Below are 22,609 nucleotides of genomic sequence, written 5' to 3'. Positions count from 1 at the left end.
GCAGCCCCGGCCCGCTGTCCGTGTGGCCGTTGTGAGCCCCGGTTCTCCGGCGCGTCACGCCGGAGAATCTCGCGCGAGTTCCGTCTCGATGAGGCGGTTCAGATGCCGGCGGGCGTCCTCCGTCGTCAGCGGGGGTGTCTGCCGCAGATGCTGCAGGGCCAGGCCGTCGGCGAGGGCGGCGAAGCGGACCGTGACGCCGTCGAGGTCGTCGCAGGTGAACTCGCCCTCGGCGACGCCCCGTTCGATCAGGTGGCGGATCTGGTGGTGCCAGGCCTCGTAGCGCTGGGCCTGGCCGCGGGCGAAGGTCTCGTCCGCGCCCTGCTCCCCCGCGTTCCAGTAGTCGAACCACATGCGCCAGTGCCGGTCGGTGTCCTCGGTGAACAGGGCGTCGACCATGAGCCGCAGCCCCTCGGCACCGCTGGTGGCCCGCTCCGCCGCCTCGTTGAGCGCCGCGTAGTACCTCTCGATGTGCAGGATCATCGCCTCGGAGAGGATCTCCTGGACACTGCCGAAGTGGTACGTGACGGTGCCGACCGACACCCCGGCCGCGGCGGCGACGTCACGCACCCCCACCGACGCGTAGCCGCGTTCGGCGATCAGGGGGACCGCCGTCTCCACGATGAGGCGCCGGCGTACCTCGGTGGGCTGGCGCGTGCGGTCCGCGGCGGCGACGGCGCGACGCGGGCTCTTCGCCGCCGTCATCCCGACGTCCTCGGCGTGGTGCGGTGCCATGCGCGCTCAGCCACTGTCTCTCCGTTCGCCCGTGCTTCGATGCGGCTGTCCATGACGAAGTCCGCGGCCGTGGCCCGCAGCTCCGTGCGCGCCATGATCTCAGCGTCCCAGTCGTCCCCGCGACGCAGCCGGATGGGCCACTCCGAGACGGCCCGCGCGGACAGCGGGTCGTCGTGACGGATGCGGTAGGTCTCGCGCGCGCTCTCCTCGTAGCGCAGTCCGTCCGGGTACGTGCGCGATCCCCCGTAGTTGGGGTCGAGCGGGGCGAGGACGGCGGCCTGCGGGGAGGCCGTCGCCTTGTCGAGGATGTGGCGCAGTGTGTAGGCCGCGTCGGCGGCGGTGAAGGCGCGCCCGTCGTGGAACGTGACGCCCTTGCGGAGGCGGAAGGTCCAGGTGGCGGCCTTGTCGTCGGGCTCCCAGGACTCGGCGAGGTCGGGGGCGAGCATGCCGTCCGGGCCGATCCGGACGAGCCGGTTGTAGAGGGCGCCCAGGTATTCGTAGGCCGACAGGGAACTGGCCGGATTCAGTGTCTCGGCGTCGGATGCGGCCGGCCGCGCGATCCGCAGCGTGCCGCCGCGGGCGGGCGCGCCCTTGTGCGCGGCGGCGGGCAGGACGGGGGTGGACGCGGCCCCCGTGCAGCTGGTCATCAGCCAGGACGCGCCCAGGGAGGCGACGCCCGCGGCGAGGACCGAACGTCGTCCAAGGTGGTGGGTGTCGGGCATGAACCGACCGTCCTTCTCGCTATTCGTTCAACGGAACGATTGAGTGAAGTGCGTGAACGATAACGAGTGGACGATTTCGCACCAACCCTTGGAGGGCGGAAATTCAACGTCGGAGACGCAGTCGTTACGCACCCCGAGACGCCTGGCACGGAAGACCGCCCGCCCGTGGTGCGGCGGGTCAGCTGTCCGGGGCCGTCTGCACCAAGGACTCGTGCAGGGTCGACAGCTCGGTGGACAGGAAGGGCGGCACCTGCCCGAGCGGTGCCGGGGCGGCGCCTGTGCGGATCGCGTCGGCAAGGGCCGTGAGTGCCCGATGCAGCTGATCGTCGCCGTGGGCACTGAACAGCGAGTGGGAAACCCCGTGTTGTGCCGCCTCGCTGCCGCTGCCGCTGCCGACCTGCTCAAGTGCCCAGCAGGCGGCGAGTACCCGGTAGGCGAGCCGTTGGGTGGCGACCACTGTGGGCCACATCCGCTCCGCGTCACCGCGCCGGACGACCGAGGAGTTGACGCTCGCGTCGTAGGCCTGGAGTACGCCGATGGCCCGCAGCTGAAGATCGCGTCGGGCCGCCCGGGCACCCGGGGTGGTGACGGCGCCGTCGGCCAGATGGTCCGCCACGGCGCCGACCGCTTCCAGGGTGCGATCGATCGCCGACGGGATGCGTGCCGCCGCTCCGGCCCGCATCGTCACCAGGAACACCGCGAGCGCCACCGCGCAGCCGATCGCGGTGTCGATGCCGCGGGCGAGCAGCAGTCCGCCGAGCCCGGAAACGCGCTGTCCGCCGCTCACGATGGTCAGCGCGACGGCGGTGATGAAGACGACGGCCAGGGCGTAGTTGCGCACGACGAACATCTCGATGGAGAACTGCAGCAGCACGACGGTCAGCGCGAGCCACAGTCCCGTGGGATGCGCGGTGAGCACGCCGAACGCGAGAATCAGCCCGACCCAGGTGCCCACCAGACGCTCCAGGCCGCGCTGCACGGTGCGGACCCAGTCGAAGCCCTGGTGCAGCATCAGCACCGCGGCCGCGATGGCCCAGTAGGCGTGGTCCAGGCTCAGGACGGCGCCGATCATTCCGGCCACCAGGGCCGCGGCGCCGACCCGCAGGGCGACGAGGAGCTGTTCCGACCCTGCCGAGAGCGCCTGCCGCACCAGACCGACCGGCCCGGGGCCGCCGTGCGGGAGTTCCTTCTCGCCGGCCGTGGCATCGGCCGGGGACGGGTGCTGGGCCTGAGCGGCGAGTCGTCGCGCGTGGTCGGGCACGGCGTGGTCCATGGGTGCGTCGCGGGCCGCGGCCCGCATGGCGTCGGCGAAGATCAGATGCAGTTCGCGGTTGAGTCGGCGCAGCCTGTACAGCGTGCTGTCGGGGGTGGTTCGGATCGGCTGGTAGCCGACCAGCGCCGCCCATGACTCGTGCATCGCCAGGGCGGCCCAGTGCCGGACGGTGTCCTGCCGGGGTGTGCCCACCGCCTCGGCGAACCGCGCCACCGCGTCTCCGGCGGCCGCGACCGCGGACTTCTCCGGACCCCGCGGCCACAGCAGGGCGCCGGACATGTGGACCAGCCAGGCGAAGCCGCCGCCCCCCAGCACCAGCAGGCCGGCGTGCCACGGGCTCAGGTGCCCCGCGTGCATCGAGGTGCCGGCGGCACAGGCGAGGGCGACCATGTAGGCCCCGGGCGGACCGACGGCCAGGGCGTTGCACAGCAGGGTCGCCACCATCGCGATGAGGGCGACCACGAGCACGCCGACCCACACGACGGAGGCCGCCCATATGCCCATCCCGACCGCGAACGCCAGGGACACCGCGATGAGCGCGAGCCTGCCCGCGCGGTAGAGGTAGGGCAGGGCGCTGCCGTACAGCGCCGTGAAGCCACCGATCGTCGCCATGAGACCGGCCGCGGTGTCGCCTGCGGCCCAGCCGATCACGACCGGCACGCCCATGCACAGCCCCGCGCGTGCCGCGAACGGCCACCGCCGCCTCGCGTCACGCAGCGCGAACAGGGGGCGGATCCCGATCGGGCGCGGCCCCGGCGCGGGCGGGATCGGCGCGGGGGGCGCTGCCGGTCCTTGAGGCATGTCTCCAGAGCAGCACGGACAGCGTCCCGACGCGCGCCCTGGGGGTCGCGGGGGCGGACGGACCTTGTCGCGCGCTATTGCGCCGCCTTCGAGCCTCCCGTCGACGGCAAGGATCTGCCCGGTGATCGACTTGGCTCTGTCGGAGGCCAGGAAGAGGGCCAGCGCGGCAATGTCCTCGGGATCCGTGAAGTGCTCGAGGGACTGGATGCTCAGGGCGTCAGCGGTCACGTCCGCCACAGGGTGCGTCCGCTGGTGTCGGCTCGGCCCTGAAGGACCCGCTGGATGCGTTCACCGGCGACGGCACCGGGGGCGATGGCGTTGAAGCGGATCCCGTCGTCACCGAGTTCGATGGCGAGCGTCTCGGTGAGACCGAGCAGTCCGCGCTTGGTGGTCGCGTGGGCGGCGCGGTTCGGGTAGCCGTAGCGGCCGCCGACGGAGGACATGGTGATGACGACACCGGCGTCGGACTTCTTCAGGAAGGGGATGCAAAGCCTGGTGACGTCGAAGGTGCCGGTGAGGTTGACCGCCAGTACCTTCTCCCACTGATCAGGATCCAGCTCCGCCACCGGTGGGACCTGAGATCCCCGCGTTGTCGACCAGGACGTCGATGCCGCCGAGGGCGCGCGCCGCAGTCTCGAAGAGTTCGGGGCTGGTCCTCTTCGCCGCCGAGTTCTCCGGCGCGCGGTACGTGCACCGCGAACCCCTGCCGTCTCCGCTGAGCGACATGCGGCCGACCGGGTGACGATGGATGTGTACTGACGTGACCACGCTGCTCTCCTGAGGAGGTAGGTGTCATGACATCTCCGTCCGGTTCCACATCTCCTTCCGAAAGCCCGGGCCCCGTTCCCCAACGCGGCGCCGAGCGGCAAGAAGGTCCGCTGGCCGAAGGCATGGCGGCCCTGGCGAACATGGGCTGGCAGATCATGCTCACCATGGGCCTCGCCACCATCGCCCTGGGCGTCGTCGCCCTGGTCTGGCCGGGCGCGACACTGCGGGTCGCCGGCGTGCTCTTCGGCATCTATTTGCTGGTCACGGGTGTCTTCCAGCTGGCCGGCGCCTTCGGCACGCATGTCCCCCGGCATCTTCGCGTACTGCACTTCATCACCGGTGCGGTCTCCATCCTGCTGGGGCTGATCTCCTTCCGGGGCACCCTGGAGTCGATTCTGCTGCTCGCCCTGTGGATCGGCTTCAGCTGGCTGCTGCGCGGCACCACCGAGACGGCGGCGGCGGCCTCCGCTCCGGAGATGCCGGCGCGCGGCTGGCACGTGGCCTTCGGCATCATCGGAGCGCTGGCGGGTGTCGTGATGATCATCATGCCGTTCGCCACGATCGCGACGCTGACCCTGGTCGTGGGCGTCATGGCCATAGTCCTGGGCCTGACCGAGGTGATCCGCGCCATCAGGACCCGCATCGAGATCGGCCATCTCGCCGCGGGCACGACCACCGAGCGGCGGCCCCTGTTCCACGCCCGTCCGCACCCCCAGCACTGACCGACGGAGCCGGACCGGAGGGCTCGCAGCAGCCGGGCGTCACAGTTCGGCCGCCACGGTCAGGCCCTCCAGGACCGCTTCCTCCACGGTGCGGGGCGTGACGCAGTCCCCGGCGGTGAAGACACGGTCGGCCGGAACGCCGAGAGCGACGGGGTCAAGGTCGTCGACCGGGTCGTGGCCCTGGGCGAGGACGGTGCCCGCGACTCCTTCGAGCAGGACCGGCTCCTCGGTGAGGGTGTGCTGGAGGTACACGGTGTCGCTGTCGGCGCCGTAGAGCCGCACGTTGGGCACGATCTCGATCCGTGCCCGGGCAGCCTGGGCCAACATGGCGGCACGCACGTACTGCTGCATGTGCTCGCCGGCCGCGAAGCCCGTGACGCACAACGTCACCTTCCTTCGCCGGCTCGCCAGTTGGAGAGCGACGCCCAGGCCGATCCAGTCGCCGCGCCAGTCCGCCACCACGATCCGTCCGCGCGGCACCTCGCCGCCGCGGATCACCGACCACGCGTCGAGCACCACGGGATGGTCGATCAGCTCCAGCCGTGGGCGTCGGGGCCGTGCGCCGGTCGCGAGCACCACCGCGTCCGGCGCCGCGGCGGCAACAGCCGGGCCGTCCACCCGCGAGCCCAGGAGGATACGGGCCCCCGCGCGTCGCGCCTCACCCTCCAGATTGGTGATCGCGCCGCCGAACTCGGCGCGGCCGGGCAGCAGTTCCGCGAGAAGCACCTGCCCGCCGACGCGTCGCCCCGCCTCGTGCAGTTCCACGTCGTGACCGCGTGCGGCGGCCACGGCCGCGGCCTTCAGGCCGGCGGGTCCGCCGCCGACCACCAGCACCTTCTTACGCCGTGTGATCATCGGCAGTACTCCGAAGCGGCGCTCGCGGCCGGTCTCCGGGTGCTGGATGCAGGAGATCGGGTAGCCGAGCTGGAAGTGGCCGATGCAGGCCTGGTTGCAGCCGATGCAGGCGCGGATCTCCTCGGCGCGGTCGTCCGCGGCCTTGGCCGGCAGGTCCGGGTCGCAGATCAGGGCCCTGGTCATCGCGCACATGTCCGCCTGGCCGCCCGCGACGATCTGCTCCGCTTCCTGCGGCTGGTTGATCCGCCCGGCCACCATCACGGGGACGCCCACGACCGCGCGCACCTTCGCGGCGAGCGGCGCGGTGTAACCGGCGGGCTGGAACATGGGCGGGGCGATGTGCTGGGCCCCGGACAGGCTGGACGAGCTGCCCGCGCACACGGAGACGTAGTCGACGAGTCCCTCGGCGTCGAGCTCGGCGACGGACTGAAGCACCAGTTCGCTGCTGAGGCCGTCGTGGCTCAGTTCGTCGCCGGAGATGCGCAGGCCGACCACGAAGCCGTCTCCCGCCTCCTTCCGGGCGTTGCGCAGCGCCGCGCGCAGGAAGCGCATCCGGCCCTGGCGGTCGCCGCCCCAGCCGTCGACGCGGACGTTCACCTCGGGGTTGAGGAACTGAGCCGGCAGGTAGCCGTGGCTGGCGACGATCTCCACACCGTCGAGCCCGGCCTCGCGCAGTCGGCGGGCCGCCTGGCCGTAGCCGTCGAGGACTTCGTGGATCTCGGCCTCGGTCATGGCGCGCGGCATGACGTGGAAGCGCTCGCTCGGCGTTGCGGAGGGCGCCCAGGCGACCGGTGCGCTGCCGTCCTTGGACTCCAGGATCTCCCGGCCGGGGTGGAAGAGCTGGCCGAAGACTTTCGCTCCGTGCCGGTGCGCCGCCTGGGCGAGCCTGGCGTAGCCGGGGACGCAGCCGTCGTCAGTGGCCATGAGCACGTGGGTGGTGTAGCGGGCCGACTCGTGCACGCCCGAGACCTGGAGCACGATCAGGCCCACGCCGCCTTTCGCGCGGGCCTCGTGGTAGGCGATCAGTTCGTCGGTGACCTCGCCGTCCCTGACAAGGACGGTGTCGTGGCCCGAGGACAGGATCCGGTTGCGTACTGTCACCTCGGCTATCCGCAGCGGGCTGAACAGGTGAGGGAACCGCACTCCCATGAGATGTCCTCTCCGAAGCTTAGGCGCGTACGCCGAGCAGGACGCGCGCGGTGCCGAGCATCAGCTCGGCGTAACGTTCGGCGGTGAGCCCGGATCCGGAGGCCACTGCCATTTCGCAGCCGTCGACCAGGGACACCAGCGAGCCGATGGCGAGGTCGGCCGGGACGGCGGGGTCGAACTCCTTGCTCCGCAGGCCTTGGTGGACGATCTCGCGCATCAGCGCCTGCCACTCGGCATGGACCCGGTGCACGCCCTCGCGCAGTTCCTCGCGACGGGAGGCACTGGCGCAGAACTCGATCCAGGTGGCGCAGCGCCGGGTGAGGGTGGGGTCGGTGGTGAGTGCCGTGACGAGCAGTTCGAAGCGGCGCCAGGCACTGGTCGCGTCGGCTGCCGCCGCCCGCCAGCGTTCGATCAGATCGTCGATCGACCAGGCGAAGGCTTCGCGGAAGAGGGCGTCACGGGTCTCGAAGTGGTGCTGCAGCGCGCCGATCGACACACCGGACGCCGTGGCGACGTCACGCAACCGGCCCGCGTCGAAGCCCCGTTCGGCCACCACCTCGGCCGCCGCGCGCAGGATGCGCTCCCTCTGCTCGTCCATCGCCGCTCCCGCTGCTCAAGCTCTCGCCGTCCCGCCTCGGCGTTCATTAATAACGTATTATTGCCACTCTGAACAGACAACGCGGCCTGGCCGGCCGAGTCGGCCTCGACCGGCTTCTCTCCAAGGTCGGGGCGGGGCTCTCCCCCGCCCCCGGAGACGGTCGCGCCGGTGGCGGGCGTCAGGCGCGGTGGGTGATGCGGCCGTTCGACATGGTCAGCGGGACCGGGGTCTGTGCGAGTTCGTCCGACGGGGTGGTGAGGGGGTCCAGGGCGAACGCGGTGAGGTCGGCTCGCAGGCCGCGTGCGATGCGTCCGGCGCGGTCGGCTTCACCTGCCGCGATCGCGGCGTGAGTGGTGTAACCCTCCAGCGCCATACGCGGGGTGAGCGCCTGCTCCGGGCAGACGGGCGTGATGTCGGTGCCGGCGTGGCGGGGCAGCCGGGCGTAGGCGAGGATCTCACGGGCGTCGAAGTGGGCGATCGGCCAGTCGGAGCCGAGGGCCAGCACCGCGCCGCTGTCGCGCAGCGTACGGCAGATCCAGGCCCGCTGGGCGCGCTCGGCGCCGACCCTTGTGGACCACTCGTCGGTGTGGTCGGCCCGGGTGTAGGCGGAGTGGGTCGGCTGCATCGACGCGATGACGCCCAACTCGGCGAAGCGGGCCGCTTGTTCACGGGGAAGCGTCTCGATGTGCTCGACCCGGTGCCGCATCCGGCCGTCGGCGCCGAGAGCGGTGACAGTGTCGAGGACGTGGCGCACGCCCGCGTCACCGATGGCGTGGGTGGCGGTGCGGACGCCGGCCGCGTGCAGGTGGTGGACGGCCGTGGTGTAGTCGGCGGGGTCGAGCCACAGTGCCTCGTTGCTCTGGCCGTGGCAGTCGGGGTGCTCCAGCCAGGCGGAGCCACCCTCGACGGTGCCGTCGATGAAGAACTTGACGCCGCCGACCAGCCAGTTGCGTCCGACTGTGGCCTGCAGGGCGACCAGTTCGTCCAGGCCGTCCTTGTCGATGCCGGGCATGCACCACGGGTGCAGTCGCAGCCGCAGCGGGACCTGCCCGTGGCGTTCCTCGACGGCGCGCAGCAGGTCGAGCACGTCGCCACCGGCGTCCATCACATGCGCGCCCGTCAGGCCGGATGCCGCCATGTCGGACAGCAGCGCGTGGAGGGCGTCGCGGCGTTCGGTGAAGGGCCGCCTCGGCATCACGGAGACGACCAGGTCCATCGCGGCATGCTCGATCAGGTGCCCGGTGGGGATGCCGTCGGGGTCGCAGACGACGGTGGCGCGTTGGGCGAAGGAGCGGGGCCCGGTCACGCCGGCGGCGCGCAGGGCGGCGCCGCCGGCCAGTGCGGAGTGGCCGTCGTAGAGGCGGATGAAGACGGGGGTGTCGGGACCGAGGGCGGCCTCGAGGATGTCGCGGTGAATCGGATGGCCGCCGAAGGCGTTGTGGTCCAGTCCCCAGCCGAGGACCCAGCCGTCGATGCGCTCGGCGGCGGTGAGTGCGGTGCGCAGCCCGTCGAGGTTCTGGACCCTGGACAGGTCGACTCCGGTGACGAGGTCGAGGCCGAGCGCGGGGTGGCTGTGCCCGTCGACCAGTCCGGGAACGACGGTGGCGTCGCCGAGGTCCACCACCTCGGTGCCCGGTCCGCGCCAGTGTCGTGCCTCGGCCCGGTCGCCCACCGCGGTGATCACCCCGTCCCGGACGGCCACGGCAGTGGCCTGCGGCCGGCCGGGGTCGAGGGTGTGGACGCGTGAGGCGAGGACGATGACATCCGGGGCGACGGACATGGGCTCTTCCTAGGGGTAGTACGAGTGCGGAAGTGAACGCGGGCCGTTCGGAGCCGGCCCGCGCGAAGCGGTGTCAGGGCGCGGTCGGCAGCACGGAGGTCGCGGCCTCCGCGTTCTCGAAGCCGGCGCGGACGCCGGGGTCTTCGGCAGGGCCTGCGGCGAAGGTGGCGCTGGATCTCGCCGCGCCGGAGAGCATGTGGCAGCCCGCTCCGGACGGTTCGACTCCCCTGCTCAAGCGTGCGCTTGCCGCCGTCGCCAGCGGGCGCCGTGCCGACGCGGCGTTCGATCTGACCCTGGCCGGCTTCCTTGACCATGTCCGCGGCCTGGCGGCATCCGCGGGTCGCGTCTGACCTCACTGCGGCGCGAGCGGGTATCAGCCCGTCCGTCGATTATGTCCGGCCGGGGGATGGGAGCCGGGCGGGTCCTCAGTCACAGTGGACGTACTCGGCCGGGGGGGAGGAAGACCAATGACGGAACCCGGCCTGCTCGACCTGGAAGCCGTTGTGGTGGGGCAGCCGAGGCGTTCACGGTGGCGCACATACGTGGGCCCCGCGTTGGTCGTGTCCACCGTGGAGGGGACCCCGCTCGCCCGGGTCACGTACCCCGACGACACGTACGCCGTCCTCGCGACAACGTCGGGCGAGTTCATCGTCGGTATGGAGCAGTTCGGCCCAGTGGAGTTCCGCTTCATCGACGCCGAGGGCCGGGAGGGCGGCACCACCGGTGCCCCTGGGCTCATCAAAACCCTGCGGTTGAGCCTGCGGACGGAGCGGGGGCGCCAACTCCTCCTCACGCGGCCGAGTCTCCTGCACGCCGAATGGCAACTCACGGAGACCGATCCGGAAGAGAGCCCGGCGCCGGAGATTCTCGGCCGCGTCACGGTGAGCACCATCGACTCGTGGCTCGGGTTGCAGCAGTACGTCGTCGAAACGGACCCTCGCCTGAACACCTCCGAACGACGAACCGTCATCGCCTCGGTCGTCTGCCTGCACCTACTCCGCCGCCCCCCGGGCAGGAGCGCCACGCCGGAGTGAGCGGGGCCCCGGTCGTGCAACTGCTCCTCGGACGGGTCGTCCCATGACGTCCCGTCTCACTCGATCGCCCGTAGCACTGGTGTTGCCACAAGGACGACTGTACTGGCCGATCACGCAGCGGACATCAGCGGGCGGCCAGTTGCGAAATGCCCCTGAATGTTCGCCTCCAGTCGGTGCAGCCCGAGTTCGCCGAACCGGGTCCAAGGCCGACCGCGAGGGCCTGGCCGCCGTCGTCGGTCGGTTCGACCGGATCCGCATCCGACCCGCGCCATCTCCTCGTCATGTGCCGGCCACCGGCGGTGGGGGAACTACTGCATATGATGCGCAGGTGCGTGAATACTGCATCAGAGCAGCCACGGCCGCGGACCTCGACGGGGCGCGGGCCGTGATGCTGGACACCGTTTATCGCGACTTCGAGACCGGGTACGTGCCGCGGTGGCACGCCGACATCATCGATCCGGAGTCCTTCTATCTCAGCCCGCCCCGGCACACCCTGCTGGTCGCGGTCGACGAGCGGGACGGGGCCGTGGTCGGCACGGCCGCGCTCGACGCGCGCGGTCCGGAGCATCCGCCGAACCCGCAGTGGCTGGCCGAGCGGTATCCGTCCGGCGAGACCGCCCAGTTGCGGCGGGTGTACGTGCGCCCGGAGCACCGCCGACGCGGACTGGCGCGGCAACTGGTCGCCGGACTGCTGGACTTCGCCCGGGTGGACGGCGGATACCGGGCCGTGTACCTGCACACGTACCCGCACTCACCCGGCGCCATGGGCCTGTGGCAGGCGCTGGGCAAGGTCATGTGCGACGAGCGGGAGGACGTGCCCGGCGGCGGCAGCGGCGTCGTGCACTTCGAGATCCCCCTCAACTAAACGAACATGATATTCATATGGTATTGGTCGGCGTCAGCCGGCAAGTCCGGCTCCAAGGAACAGACAGAAGCAGGAACATGAGATCTCCCCGCCCGCGGCTGATGGCCGGGCTGCTGCTCGTCCCGCTGCTCTCCGGCTGCTTCTCCACCTCCGGCGACGACTCGTCCTCGGACTCCTCCGGCTCCGGCAAGGGAGGACGACTCCGTGTCGCGCTCGCCTTCCCGCCGGCGGAGAACTACTCCCCATACGGCCAGGACGCCTTCGGCCTCTCCCGGCTCGGTGTCACCGAAGGGCTGACCAGGCTGGACGCCAACGGCACCGCCGTGCCCGCGCTCGCCCAGTCGTGGAGCAGCGACAAGAGCGGCAAGGCTTGGGTGTTCACGCTGCGGGACGCGAAGTTCCAGGACGGCACCGACGTCACCGCCGAAGCCGTCGCATCCGCCCTCACCCGCGCTGCCGAGGCCGACCCGGCGCCGTCCGCCGTCTCCGGCGTCAAGCTGACCGCCAAGGCCGTCGGCGCCGGCCGGGTCGAGGTCAGCACGGCCGAGGCCGATCCGGTGCTGCCGCTGCGGCTGAGCAACCCGAGCCTCGCGGTGTTCTCCTCGAAGGCATACGGCCAGGACGGCAAGGTGAACCCGGTCGGCACCGCCACCGGTCCCTTCGCGCTCACCAGGATCACCGGAAGCACGACGGCCGCCCTGGACCGCTTCGACGACTACTGGGGCGGCCGCGCCCAGGCCTCCGGCATCGACGCGAAGTTCGTCTCCGACGGCACCGCCCGCGCCAACGCACTGCGCACCCGCGACGTGGACTTCGCGGAGGCGATCCCCGTCGCGCAGGTGAGCACTCTGGACAAGGGCACCGTTCACGAGGTCAACACCGCCCGGAACACCAGCCTCTACCTCAACACCCGGACAGGCGTCTTCAAGGACGCGCGCCTGCGGGCCGCCGCACGCGAGGCGATCGACACCACCGCGATCGCCAAGGGCGTGTACGAGGGATACGCCGAGCCAGCCCAGGGTCTCTACGGCCCCGCCCTGACCTGGGCGGCCGGGAAGCGGACCGAGCCGACCGCCCGGGCGAAGGCCGCCGACCCCAAGGGCAGGACCATCACCGTGGCCACCTACAACGACCGGCCCGAGTTGCCCGAGGCCGCCCAGGTGCTCCAGCAGCAGCTGAAGAAGGCCGGATTCACGGTGAAGCTGGAGGTGCGCGCCTACGCGCGGCTCGAAAGCGACCTGCTGGCGGGGAAGTTCGACGCCTCCGTCGCCTCCCGCAACATGATGCTCGACACCGGTGACCCGGTCACCGTCCTGGCCGGCGACTTCGGCTGCGGCGGCTCGTACAACCTGTCGCTCCTGTGCGACAAGAACGTGGACGGGCTGATCACCGCCGCGCAGACCGAGTCCGACCCCGCCGAGCGGCAGAACGCGGCGATGAGGGCGGAGGCCGCGATCCTCGGCACGGACGCGGTGATCCCGCTGGTGCACCTGAAGGTCGTCACGGGCGTCGGCACCTCCGTCAAGGGCGCCCTGCTCGACCCGTACGAACGTGATTTCGTCGGCACCGGGACCCGGCTCTGAAGTCCGCGACCGCACCCCGCGGGACCCGAGTCACCGCCGCCCTGCGCACGCTCGCGCGGGGCGGCGGTCTCACACTGCTGTGGCGAACCGTGCTCACGGCCACCGTGGTGTGCGCGATCGGCCTGCTGCCGTGGCTCTCGCGCACCGACCCCGCCCTGACCGTGCTCAAGGCCCGCTCGGCCGAGCGGAACCCGACCCCCGAGACACTGCGCGCCATTCGGGACGGACTCGGCCTGGGCGACGGCCCCCTGGCTCTGCTCGGGCGCTGGCTGGGTGGGCTGCTGCGCGCGGACGCCGGCCGCTCCTGGGTGTCGGACACCGAGGTGCTGCCGGCCGTTCTCCAGGCTCTCGGAGCGTCCCTGCTGCTGATGGCCGGCGCCATCGTCGTCGCCGTCGCCACGGTGGCGGTCGTATGCGCGCGCACCCTCCGGCAGGGCGCGCGGAGACAGCCCGGCGGGCGCGGACCCGGCGGTGGCGGCTCCGCGATGCTGGCCGCTCTGCCCGAGTTCCTCGTCGCCTCCGTACTGGCCTCCGTCATCGGCGTACAGCTCGGCTGGCTGCCCGCGCTCGGCTGGTACGGCCCCCCATGGATGCTGCTGCCCTCGCTCGCCCTCGGTCTGCCCGCGGGTGCGGTCCTCGGGCGGATGCTGGACGACCTGCTGCCCGCCGCCTTCGCCGAACCGTGGGCGCGGGCCGCCGCCGCGCGCGGGGTGCCGCCGAAGTCCGTTGCCCGGCAGGCGCTGCGCCGCTGTGCGCCCGCGCTCCTGCCCAACCTGGGGCTGTTCGTGGTCGGCCTGACCGGCGGATCGGTCGCCGTCGAGCAGATCTTCGACATCCCCGGACTCGGGCGGCTCACCCTGCGGGCCGCCCTCGCCCAGGATCTGCCCGTGCTGCAGACCGGCACGCTGATGCTCATGGTCCTCGCGGCCGCGGCCGCTCTACTGGCACGGTTGGGGGCGCGACGGCTGACCGGGCCCGCGCTGCGCGACGGCGCCCTGCACTCCCTGCACCGGCCGACCCCGCCCGCGCCACGCGTCGTGCCTCTCGTGTACGGGCTGCTGCTCGCCGCGGTCGTCGCTTTCGGCCTGCCCCACGACCCGCTCGCCCTGGACACCACCGCCCGCCTCCAAGCACCGTCCGCCACGCACCCGTTCGGCACCGACGCCCTTGGCCGGGACGTGCTGGCCCGTGTCGCGCACGGCGCGCTGAGCACGCTCGGCGTCGCCCTCGCCGTGAGTGCCGTCGCCCTGGTGGGCGGCGTACTGCTCGGCCTGCTGCCCCGGCTGTCCGGACCGCTGGTCGACACCGTCAACTCCGTACCGCCCGTACTGGCCGCCCTCCTCGTCACCGGCATCGCGGGCAGCGGACCGTGGACCCCGGCGCTGGCCGTGGCCGTCGTCGCCTGGTCGCCACTGGCCACGCACACCTCCGCCCTCCTGCGACAGGAGCGCGCGACCCTGCATCTGACCGCGACCCGCGCGCTCGGCGCGGGACCGGGATACCTGTTCTGGCACGAACTGGTGCCCGCCGTCCTGCCGCCCGTCGTCCGCCACGCCCTGCTCAGACTGCCCGGAATCGCCCTGAACCTCGCCGCGCTCGGCTTCCTGGGACTGGGCTCCCAGCCTCCCTCCCCCGAGTGGGGCCTGTTGCTCGCCGAGAACCAGCCCTACGTCGAACGCGCGCCGTGGGCGGTCCTGGCGCCCGCCGCCGTGCTCGCCCTGCTCGGCGCGCTGGCCGTCACGGCGGCGGGCGGGGCACGGCTGCCCCGGCTCGCACGACGGGCGAAGCAGCCGGCCCCGCGGGCCGGCGGGCCCGAACCGGCCGCACCGCAGGCCGCATCGCAGGCCGAGCCGAACGCCGTCCTGACCTCGTCCCCCGCCGACACCCTCCAACAGACCTGACCTTTTGGTGGCCGACGTGTTCTCCCGCCTCCTGACCAAGCGACCCAGCACCGGCGGCAGGCCGCCGCACGAAGGCGCCCGGAAGCGCCTCTCCCCGCTGCTGCGGCTGCTGATACTGACCCAACTCGCCTTCAACGTCGGCTTCTTCGCTGTGCTGCCGTTTCTCGCCGACCATCTCGGCACAGCCATCGGCATGGCGGGCTGGACGGTCGGTTTCGTGCTGGGCCTCAGAACCTTCAGCCAGCAGGGGCTGTTCGTGGTCGGAGGGCGGCTCGTCGACCGGCACGGCGTGCGGCCGGTCGTCCTGGCGGGCTGCGTGCTGCGGATCGCCGGGTTCGTCTGGCTGGGGTTCGCCGAGGAGACCTGGGCGGTGATCGGCGCGGTGCTGCTGATCGGCTTCGCCGCCGCACTGTTCTCCCCCGCCGTGGAGTCGGAGGTGGCACGGCAGGCGGTGGTGTGGGAAGAGCAGGGCAACGGCTCCCGCACCAGGGTCCTGGCCCTGTTCTCCGCCGCGGGCCAGGCCGGTGCCTTCGTCGGCCCGTTGCTCGGCGGCCTGCTGCTCGCCGTGGACTTCCGTACCGCCTGCCTCGCCGGGGCCGGGGTCTTCGTGCTCGTCCTCGCGGGTCACGCGTGGCTGATGCCGCGGCACATCCCCGGCCGGGTGCGATCGCGGGAGGGCGGTGGAGTGCGCGAGTTGCTGCGCCACCGCCGCTTCCTGGCCCTGTGCTGCGCGTACGGGAGCTATCTGCTCGCCTACAACCAGCTCTACCTCGCCCTGCCGGACGAGGTGGAGCGGGCGACGGGTTCGCAGGCTGCGCTGTCCTGGCTGTTCGCGCTGTCGTCCCTGCTGGTCGTGTCCGCGCAGCTGCCGGTCACCGGGTGGGCGAGCGGCCGGCTCGGTCTGCGCCGCTCCATGGCCGCCGGGCTGGTGCTGGTCGCTGCCGGGTTCGCGGTCGTGGCGGCGGCGCGCCCGGCGGGCTGGACGGGCCTCGTGGGTCTGCTGCCGGCCGCCGGGTACGTCGTCCTGCTCACCCTCGGCCAGATGCTGATCGTGCCCGCCGCCCGCGCGTGGGTGCCCGACCTCGCCGAAGAGGGGCGCATCGGCCTCTACACCGGGGCGCTGTCCTCCGTCTCCGGCCTGATCGTGCTCGTCGGCAGCTCGGCCACCGGGTCCCTGCTCGACATGGGGCTTTCGCCCGCCGTGCCGTGGCTGGTTCTCGCCGCCGTTCCAGCACTGGCCGTAACACTGCTGCCGCGCGGGCCGGAGCCCGCGCGGGCCCGATGACGACAGACGGGATCTGCTCACCCCCGGCTCGTTCGAGCCGAGTCGGACGAGCCACGCGCTACGGCAGCGTCGCCGTACTGGAGACCGGGGCCAGGTCGTCCCCGTCGTCCGTCAGAGTGGACACCGCGGCGAGGACATAGAGACATCCCGCCGTCACCACCGCCAGACCGGCCAGAAGCGGGGTCCAGGCCCTGAGCCTGGCGATGGCCGGCCTGCCACGGAACTGCCTCTCCATGACGGTGAGACCGCGGATGGTGGCCACACCGACGCCGGTGAGGGTCAGCGCCATTCCGACACCGAACGTGATCACGATGGCCAGCGCCCCGAGCGCGCGACCCGTCAGCAGACCGCTGACGAAGATCAGGAAAGCCGACGGCGACGGCAGCAGCCCGCCCGAGAGCGCCAGTGCCACAAGGCCCTTGCGGGACCAGGGATTTGTCAGCTGCTCCACGTGGTGGTGGGCGTGCGCGGCGGCGTCCAGCGGGGCCGACTCGTGGTCGTGGGAATGCCCGTGGTCCTGATGGTCGTGGGAGTGCCGGTGTTCGTGACCGTCTTCATGGGAGTGACCATGGTCGTAGGAATGCCCATGGGAATGGCCGTGGTTGTGGCCGTGCGCATGGCCGTGACTGTGGCCGTGCGCAGGTCCACGGCTGCGGAGATGCCGGTAGACCAGGCCCGCGCCCACGATCGCCACGATCGCTCCGGCCGCGGCCTGCATCCACGCGGTGGCGCTCTTCGTGCTGATCGCGGTGCTGCTGACGCCCACCCACAGCAGGGCGAGCACCAGCACCGAGAAGGTGTGCATCGTGGCGACGATCACGCCGAGGCGTACCGCGTCCTTGTAACGCCCCCGCGTTCCCACCAGATACGCGGCGGTGATGCTCTTGCCGTGGCCGGGGGCGACGGCGTGGGCCGCGCCGACACCGAGCGCGACGACCAGGGCGACCCAGAAGAGCGCGTGCCCGTCGAAAAGGGCTATCAGGTGGTTGTCGAGACTGCCGATGCCTGTCATGCGCTGCTCCTGGTGCCTGTGCCGGGGTCGTTCGTCAGGGCTTCGGCACCTGGGCCGCCCTGGGTTGCCGGGGACGCGGCGGCCGCGCCGTGTCCGGGGGACGTGGTGCCGCCGGCGCGGGCGGCCGCCCGGCGACGCGACCGGTGGAAGACCCACCCGCCGATGGCGAGGGCGGCGACGAGAGTGCCGGCGGAGTAGACCGCGACCGTCCTGCGGACGCTTCCGCCCGAGACCGTGAACCGCATGTGCGCGGTCGGCCGGGCGGAGGTGAACAGCGTCTGCTGCGGCTCGGCCGGGCCCCGGGATGTGAGCATGGTCCGGTACGCCGGGTGAAGGTCCGTGAGGGCGCTGATCGTCACGTCCGCCTCGGCCACGGGGGCCGGGCAGGCGAAGGAGAGCTGAGCCCCTTGGGCAAGGAAGTCCTTCATGTCGCCGACCACGGTCCCCCGGCAGGGCCGCCCGGCCTGAGTCACCGCGATGTGCTGGAGCAGGTAAGCCCGGACAGCAGGCGCCTGCCGCAGGCGCTGCTCGAACGACAGCCGCGGCGAACTCCCCGCGGCCCGGCCGTCGAAGACCCCGAGTGACTGACCGAGCGTCACCCAGTCGAGCTTGTCGGTGTTCCAGGCGAGCAGAAGACGGGAGTCCTGGACGCCGACTTCGGCCGTGGAGGGCGGACCGAACGGGTGCGCGGCCGCGGAGGGAGCGGGTGCCGCGAAGGCGATGAGCACCGCCAGCGCCGCCCCTGCGAGCAAGGTGCCCGGCGCCGGCCGGAGCTGAGCCCTCCAAAGGGCGCGGATGTGCAGGGACACGGTGCGGTTCTTTCGTACGGTCTATGCGTCATGGCGCTCGTGACGCGGCGCCGAAACCGTACTTTGTCCAACTGGTCGGACGTTTTCCCGACGATCACGTGGAGACCAGATGAACTCGCCGCCGCTGAAGGGCATACGCGCAAGCCGCCCTCAGCTTTCCTGCCGGAACCGGGCGATCCATTCCGACGTGGCTCCGAGCCCGCCGAAGGTGTAGAAGTGCACCTTCACCGCCCCGTGACGCCCGGCGTCGTAGCCCTCGGCCAGGGCGCGCAGGAACCGGTCGGGGCCGGCCGTGCCCATGAGGTTGGTCAGGGAGAAGCCGTACTTCCTGGTGATGGAGGCGCTGGCGCCGACGCCGAAGCGGGCGGCGTACGTCATGAGTCGCTTGACGCCGGCCGGTCCGGGCACACCGATGCGGATCGGCAGGCCGACGCCTCGCGTGCGCGTCCTCTCAAGCCAGGCGAGCACGGGGTCGACGTCGAAGCCGAACTGCGTGATGACGTCACCCGCCAACCCCTGTGCCGCCAGCGCCGCGTGCTTGTCCGTCAGCGCGGACCACAGCACGTGGTCCGCGATGGCCGGGTGGCCTTCCGGGTAGCCGCTGATCCCGGCGTGGCGCACCCCGTACTGCTGGAGCAGTCCGGTGCGGATGACGGCCAGGGCGTCCTCGTACGGGCCTTCGGCACGGACGGGGTCCCCGCCGACGACGAACACGTTCTCCACGGTGCCGTCGTCCCGCAGACCGGACAGGAACCGTTCCAGATCGGTCGGTGACCTCAGGCGGCGGGCGGAGATGTGCGGTACCGGAACGAAGCCGAGCCGCTTGACCGCGCGGGCGGCCGCCAGACGCGTCGGCAGGTCCTCGTGGGCGAGGAACGTGATGTTGATGCGGGTGCCCGGCGGGATCCCGGGGTGGGCTTCCTCCAGTCTCGGTATGTCCTTGCCGGTCATCTCGAGGGAGAAGTCCTCCAGCAGCGATGTGCCCACCGCCACCGGAGCCGTGGATCCGGGATTCATGCTTCTCCTCGCCGCAGGATGGGGTCGGGCGTCGCGGCGGTGGCGGGTCGCGCGTGCCGGTGGGACGGCGCGGGCCGACCGGTGGCGCGGACGCGGGGGAACCCGAGATCCGCGTCCCGGGATGTGCCCGGTCCGGTGCCCACCGGGCAGATCATCGCAGACCGCATGGCCATGCCGATCAGACCCCTGGCGTGCTGTGTGCTCCACCACGCCGGCTGCCCTGTCATCGCCGTCCCGGCACGCCGCTGAGCGGCCGGGACCACGTCAACAATTGGCAACGATTTTCAGGTGCAGCCAACCCCACCTTGGTTCTGACATTCGTTTTCACTTAGCGTGGTGTGTGCGCCCGGTCCGACGCCGGGCGGTCCCCCTTGTGTGAAAACACCGTCACGACCTGTCCCGGAGGAACCATGCCCCCGTCCACGTCCCGCTGCCTGGCGCTGATAGCCGGCGCCTCCCTGGCCCTTCTGACGGGCTGCGGCAGCTCATCGGACACCGGAAGCGGCGGGAGCGACCGGAGCCCGGCGTCCTCGTCCGCCGTCCCGGTGGTCGCCTCGACGAACGTCTACGGCGACATCGCCGAGCAGATCGGCGGCGACCGTGTCGAGGTCACCTCGGTCATCAGCGACCCCAGCCAGGACCCGCACTCCTACGAGGCCAGCACCCAGAACCAGTTGGCCCTGTCCAAGGCGAAGGTCGTCATCGAGAACGGCGGCGGCTACGACGACTTCATCGACAGGATGCTGAAGAACGGCGGCAACTCCTCCGCCGAGGTCGTCAACGCCGTCAAGGTCTCCGGCCGGACCGCCCCCAAGGGCGGTGAGCTCAACGAGCACGTCTGGTACGACTTCCCCAGCGTCGCCAGGCTCGCCGACAGCATCGCCGCCGCGCTGGGCAAGGCCGACCCGGCGAACGCCGGCACCTTCACCAGGAACGCGGAGACCTTCAAGGAGAAGCTGAAGCCGCTGGAGGCCAAGGAAGCGCAGATCAAGGAGGAGCACGGCGGCGACGCGGTGGCCATCACCGAGCCCGTGCCGCTGTATGTGATCGAGGCGAGCGGTCTGGTCAACAGGACGCCTGAGGAGTTCAGCGAGGCCATCGAGGAGGGCGGTGACGTCTCCCCGAAGGTCCTGCGGGAGACCCTGGCGCTGTTCACCGGCAAGAAGGTCAAGGCCCTGGTCTACAACGAGCAGACGTCCGGCCCCCAGACGGAGAGGGTCGAGCAGGCGTCGAAGTCGGCCGGCATCCCGGTGGTTGCCGTGACCGAGACCCTGCCGAAGGGCAAGGACTACGTCGGCTGGATGACCGCCAACGTCGACGCGCTCGCCGGCGCGCTGGACAAGTGAGCCGACCGGGCATGACTTCCGAGTCCCGAGCCCGGCACGGCACACGCGGCGGCGCCCCGGCGATCAGTCTGCGTGGCGCGGCCCTGTCGTTCGGTGACCGCATGGTGTGGAGCGGCCTCGAACTCGACGTGCGTCCGGGCGAGTTCCTGGCGGTGCTCGGGCCGAACGGCGCGGGGAAGACCAGCTTCGTGCGGGCCCTGCTGGGCCGGCAGCCGCTGTCCGCAGGGACGTTGACCGTTCTTGGCCGGCCGCCCCGCGCGGCCGGCCGGGACATCGGCTACATCCCCCAGCAGGCCGCCCTGGCCGCGCAGTCGATGCTGCGGGCCCGCGACCTCGTCCGCTTCGGCATCGACGGGCACCGCTTCGGCCCGCGTCTGCGCACGTCCGCCGTGCGCGGGCGGGTGGACGAGATCCTCGAGTCGGTCGGGGCGTCGGCGTACGCCGATGTCCCGCTCGGCATGCTGTCGGGCGGCGAACGCCAGCGCGTACGCATAGGGCAGGCCCTGGCCACCGACCCGCGGATCCTGCTGTGCGACGAACCGCTGCTCTCCCTCGACCTGCATCACCAGCGAGCCGTCACCCGGCTCGTGGACGCCCGGCGCCGCTCGCACGACACCGCGGTGGTCTTCGTGACCCACGAGATCAGCCCGGTGCTCGATCTGGTGGACCGGGTGCTGTACCTGGCCGGCGGCGGTCATCGGGTCGGCACCCCCGAGCAGGTCCTGACCTCCGAGTCGCTCTCCGAGTTGTACGGCTCGCGGGTCGACGTCGTCCGCGTCGACGGCCGGATCGTGGTCGTGGGGGCGCCCGACGAGCCGACCGCGCCTCCCCATCACCCCCACGAGACCCGTACGACCGACGGAGTGCGCCCATGACACTCGCCGACGGGATCTGGCACCAGATCTTCAGCTTCGACAACTACGGCGAACTGCTGGCGCTGGTCCGCAACTCGCTCATCGCCGGTGTCCCGCTCGGCCTGGTCGGCGGCCTGGCCGGGGTGTTCGTCATCATGCGCGACCTGCCCTTCGCCGTGCACGGCATCAGCGAGCTGTCCTTCGCGGGCGCCTCGGCCGCGCTGCTGCTCGGGACGAACATCGTGGCGGGCTCGATCACCGGCTCGCTCCTCGCGGCCGGCGCGATCGGCGTCCTGGGCGCCCGGGCCCGGGACCGCAACTCGGTGATCGGCATCATCATGCCGTTCGGCCTGGGCCTGGGTGTGCTCTTTCTCGCCCTGTACAAGGGCCGGGCGGCCAACAAGTTCGGTCTTCTCACCGGCCAGATAGTCGCCGTGGACACACCGCGGACGGCCTGGTTGCTCGGCAGCTCCGCCGTCGTACTCGTCACCCTCGCGGTCATCTGGCGGCCGCTCGCCTTCGCCAGTGCCGACCCCGACGTCGCCGAGGCCCGCGGAGTGCCGGTGCGCGGCCTGTCGATCGCCTTCATGCTCGTGCTCGGACTCGCCGTCGCCCTGTCGGTGCAGGTCGTCGGTGCGCTGCTGGTCCTCTCCCTGGTCGTCACACCCGCCGCGGCGGCCGCTCGGGTCACCGCGTCGCCGGTCCTGCTGCCCGTGCTCAGCGTGCTGTTCGCCGTGGCCTCGATCGAGGGCGGCATCCTGCTCGCCCTGGGCAGCAGCATCCCCATCAGCCCCTACGTCACGACGATTTCGTTCACCCTCTACGTCGTGTGCCGACTGGCGGGCCGCCGGCGCGCCCGGCGGTGGGGAGCCAGGAGGCCGACGCCGCAATCCGCCTGACCGACGGGAGCGTCCGCCGGCCGACGGGTGTGCGCGTCCGCACGCACGCGCTGCCGCCCACTCCCCCAAGCTCGTCAGCCGGCCTGGGCAATTAGTAATGGGATTCGTTTTCATGTAACGTCCTGCGTGCTCACCGATCCAGGAGGAAACCCATGGCCGTTCCCAAGCGGAAGATGTCCCGCAGCAACACCCGCCACCGCCGCGCCCAGTGGAAGGCGACCACCCCGGCGCTCGTCCCGATCACCCTCGACGGCGTCCCCTACCTGGTGCCGCAGCGGCTGGTCAAGGCGTACGAGCGCGGGCTGCTGCGCCCCGAGGGCTGAGCGTTCATGCCTTCCGACCGCCTGCCCGTCACCGTCCTTTCCGGATTCCTCGGCGCGGGAAAGACCACCCTCCTCAATCACGTGCTCGGCAACCGCGAGGGGCTGCGTGTGGCGGTCATCGTCAACGACATGAGCGAGGTCAACATCGACGCCGCCCTGGTGCGCGGCGGCGAAGCTGCCCTGTCGCGCACCGAGGAACGCCTGGTCGAGATGACCAACGGCTGTATCTGCTGCACGCTGCGCGACGACCTGCTCGAAGAGGTGGACCGACTGGCCCGCGA

23 protein-coding genes and 1 pseudogene are annotated in these 22,609 nt (G+C 71.7%); 13 read left to right on the top strand and 11 right to left on the bottom strand.

The features are described from left to right. Nucleotides 1–54 precede the first annotated feature (54 nt). From ACIP4X_RS32920 to ACIP4X_RS32900, 5 genes and pseudogenes are all read right to left on the bottom strand, one after another. On the bottom strand, nt 55–732 hold the full coding sequence (locus ACIP4X_RS32920) for a TetR/AcrR family transcriptional regulator (RefSeq protein ID WP_401351888.1): 678 nt from the start codon (nt 730–732) through the stop codon (nt 55–57). Next, nucleotides 699–1,454: an ABC transporter substrate-binding protein gene (locus tag ACIP4X_RS32915; protein WP_401351885.1), complete on the bottom strand. Its 756-nt coding sequence runs from the start codon at nt 1,452–1,454 to the stop codon at nt 699–701. The genes ACIP4X_RS32920 and ACIP4X_RS32915 overlap by 34 nt, the downstream gene beginning before the upstream one ends. 178 nt (nt 1,455–1,632) lie before the next feature. After that, complete coding sequence (locus ACIP4X_RS32910; RefSeq protein ID WP_401351984.1) at nt 1,633–3,528, bottom strand: FUSC family protein; 1,896 nt, start codon at nt 3,526–3,528, stop codon at nt 1,633–1,635. Between the two features lie 108 nt (nt 3,529–3,636). Continuing rightward, nucleotides 3,637–3,756 (bottom strand): annotated as a pseudogene (locus tag ACIP4X_RS32905) (SDR family oxidoreductase); the annotation flags it as partial. After that, nucleotides 3,753–4,094 carry an SDR family NAD(P)-dependent oxidoreductase gene (locus ACIP4X_RS32900; protein WP_358735574.1) on the bottom strand — a complete coding sequence of 114 codons (342 nt, stop codon included), beginning with the start codon at nt 4,092–4,094 and terminating at the stop codon, nt 3,753–3,755. The gene ACIP4X_RS32900 and the pseudogene ACIP4X_RS32905, both read right to left, overlap by 4 nt. A 23-nt stretch (nt 4,095–4,117) precedes the next feature. Between ACIP4X_RS32900 and ACIP4X_RS32895 the strand changes: the two genes are divergently transcribed. Together ACIP4X_RS32895 and ACIP4X_RS32890 are read left to right on the top strand one after the other, a co-directional pair. After that, nucleotides 4,118–4,270, top strand: a complete 153-nt coding sequence (locus tag ACIP4X_RS32895) for a hypothetical protein (protein ID WP_358735576.1) — start codon at nt 4,118–4,120, stop codon at nt 4,268–4,270. A 52-nt stretch (nt 4,271–4,322) separates the two neighbouring features. Further along, entirely contained in the window at nt 4,323–5,018 is a 696-nt protein-coding gene (locus tag ACIP4X_RS32890; RefSeq protein ID WP_358735578.1) for an HdeD family acid-resistance protein, read from the top strand. Nucleotides 5,019–5,057: 39 nt separating this feature from the next. Here ACIP4X_RS32890 and ACIP4X_RS32885 read toward each other — a convergent pair whose 3' ends face one another. The 3 genes from ACIP4X_RS32885 to ACIP4X_RS32875 all read right to left on the bottom strand — a co-directional run bounded on the left by ACIP4X_RS32885 (nt 5,058) and on the right by ACIP4X_RS32875 (nt 9,400). Beyond that, on the bottom strand, nt 5,058–7,022 hold the full coding sequence (locus ACIP4X_RS32885; protein WP_391455737.1) for an FAD-dependent oxidoreductase: 1,965 nt from the start codon (nt 7,020–7,022) through the stop codon (nt 5,058–5,060). Between the two features lie 19 nt (nt 7,023–7,041). Beyond that, nucleotides 7,042–7,620 (bottom strand): TetR/AcrR family transcriptional regulator, encoded by a 579-nt coding sequence (locus tag ACIP4X_RS32880; RefSeq protein WP_358735582.1) that lies wholly within the window; start codon nt 7,618–7,620, stop codon nt 7,042–7,044. A 178-nt stretch (nt 7,621–7,798) separates the two neighbouring features. Further along, a complete protein-coding gene (locus ACIP4X_RS32875) occupies nt 7,799–9,400 on the bottom strand; it encodes an amidohydrolase (protein ID WP_401351880.1) in 1,602 nt (533 codons plus the stop codon). A 32-nt stretch (nt 9,401–9,432) separates the two neighbouring features. Here ACIP4X_RS32875 and ACIP4X_RS32870 point away from each other — a divergent pair, with 32 nt between their 5' ends. The 6 genes from ACIP4X_RS32870 to ACIP4X_RS32845 all read left to right on the top strand — a co-directional run bounded on the left by ACIP4X_RS32870 (nt 9,433) and on the right by ACIP4X_RS32845 (nt 16,068). Beyond that, nucleotides 9,433–9,750, top strand: coding sequence for a hypothetical protein (locus tag ACIP4X_RS32870; RefSeq protein WP_401351877.1), 318 nt, complete (start codon nt 9,433–9,435; stop codon nt 9,748–9,750). A 117-nt stretch (nt 9,751–9,867) separates the two neighbouring features. Further along, complete coding sequence (locus ACIP4X_RS32865; RefSeq protein ID WP_401351873.1) at nt 9,868–10,434, top strand: hypothetical protein; 567 nt, start codon at nt 9,868–9,870, stop codon at nt 10,432–10,434. Between the two features lie 328 nt (nt 10,435–10,762). Then, entirely contained in the window at nt 10,763–11,299 is a 537-nt protein-coding gene (locus tag ACIP4X_RS32860) for a GNAT family N-acetyltransferase (protein WP_391455729.1), read from the top strand. 77 nt (nt 11,300–11,376) lie between these two features. Next, nucleotides 11,377–12,882 (top strand): ABC transporter substrate-binding protein, encoded by a 1,506-nt coding sequence (locus ACIP4X_RS32855; RefSeq protein ID WP_401351870.1) that lies wholly within the window; start codon nt 11,377–11,379, stop codon nt 12,880–12,882. A gap of 89 nt (nt 12,883–12,971) precedes the next feature. Beyond that, the gene (locus ACIP4X_RS32850; RefSeq protein WP_391455725.1) at nt 12,972–14,783 is read left to right on the top strand and encodes an ABC transporter permease subunit; all 1,812 of its coding nucleotides are present in this window, start codon (nt 12,972–12,974) and stop codon (nt 14,781–14,783) included. Nucleotides 14,784–14,814: 31 nt separating this feature from the next. Then, nucleotides 14,815–16,068 carry an MFS transporter gene (locus ACIP4X_RS32845; RefSeq protein ID WP_358735628.1) on the top strand — a complete coding sequence of 418 codons (1,254 nt, stop codon included), beginning with the start codon at nt 14,815–14,817 and terminating at the stop codon, nt 16,066–16,068. A 58-nt stretch (nt 16,069–16,126) separates the two neighbouring features. Here ACIP4X_RS32845 and ACIP4X_RS32840 read toward each other — a convergent pair whose 3' ends face one another. From ACIP4X_RS32840 to ACIP4X_RS32830, 3 genes are all read right to left on the bottom strand, one after another. Further along, complete coding sequence (locus tag ACIP4X_RS32840; protein WP_391455723.1) at nt 16,127–17,080, bottom strand: nickel/cobalt transporter; 954 nt, start codon at nt 17,078–17,080, stop codon at nt 16,127–16,129. After that, nucleotides 17,077–17,889, bottom strand: coding sequence for a hypothetical protein (locus ACIP4X_RS32835; RefSeq protein WP_358735598.1), 813 nt, complete (start codon nt 17,887–17,889; stop codon nt 17,077–17,079). Before ACIP4X_RS32835 ends, ACIP4X_RS32840 begins: the two co-directional genes overlap by 4 nt. 150 nt (nt 17,890–18,039) lie before the next feature. Continuing rightward, on the bottom strand, nt 18,040–18,906 hold the full coding sequence (locus ACIP4X_RS32830) for a methylenetetrahydrofolate reductase (protein ID WP_391455721.1): 867 nt from the start codon (nt 18,904–18,906) through the stop codon (nt 18,040–18,042). Between the two features lie 410 nt (nt 18,907–19,316). On the opposite strand from ACIP4X_RS32830, the gene ACIP4X_RS32825 reads away from it, so the two are divergent. From ACIP4X_RS32825 to ACIP4X_RS32805, 5 genes are all read left to right on the top strand, one after another. Then, nucleotides 19,317–20,252, top strand: a complete 936-nt coding sequence (locus tag ACIP4X_RS32825; protein WP_401351865.1) for a metal ABC transporter solute-binding protein, Zn/Mn family — start codon at nt 19,317–19,319, stop codon at nt 20,250–20,252. An 11-nt stretch (nt 20,253–20,263) separates the two neighbouring features. Further along, complete coding sequence (locus ACIP4X_RS32820) at nt 20,264–21,127, top strand: metal ABC transporter ATP-binding protein (protein WP_358735603.1); 864 nt, start codon at nt 20,264–20,266, stop codon at nt 21,125–21,127. Beyond that, complete coding sequence (locus tag ACIP4X_RS32815) at nt 21,124–22,005, top strand: metal ABC transporter permease (protein WP_401351861.1); 882 nt, start codon at nt 21,124–21,126, stop codon at nt 22,003–22,005. The genes ACIP4X_RS32820 and ACIP4X_RS32815 overlap by 4 nt, the downstream gene beginning before the upstream one ends. 152 nt (nt 22,006–22,157) lie before the next feature. Continuing rightward, a complete protein-coding gene (gene rpmF / locus ACIP4X_RS32810) occupies nt 22,158–22,328 on the top strand; it encodes a 50S ribosomal protein L32 (protein WP_358735607.1) in 171 nt (56 codons plus the stop codon). Between the two features lie 6 nt (nt 22,329–22,334). Further along, nucleotides 22,335–22,609, top strand: a 275-nt coding sequence (locus tag ACIP4X_RS32805) for a GTP-binding protein (protein ID WP_358735609.1), incomplete at its 3' end; no start/stop codon positions are given.

This window comes from Streptomyces sp. NPDC088817 (assembly GCF_044750345.1).
Lineage (GTDB): Bacteria > Actinomycetota > Actinomycetes > Streptomycetales > Streptomycetaceae > Streptomyces.
This window is presented reverse-complemented; position numbering and strand designations above follow the sequence as displayed.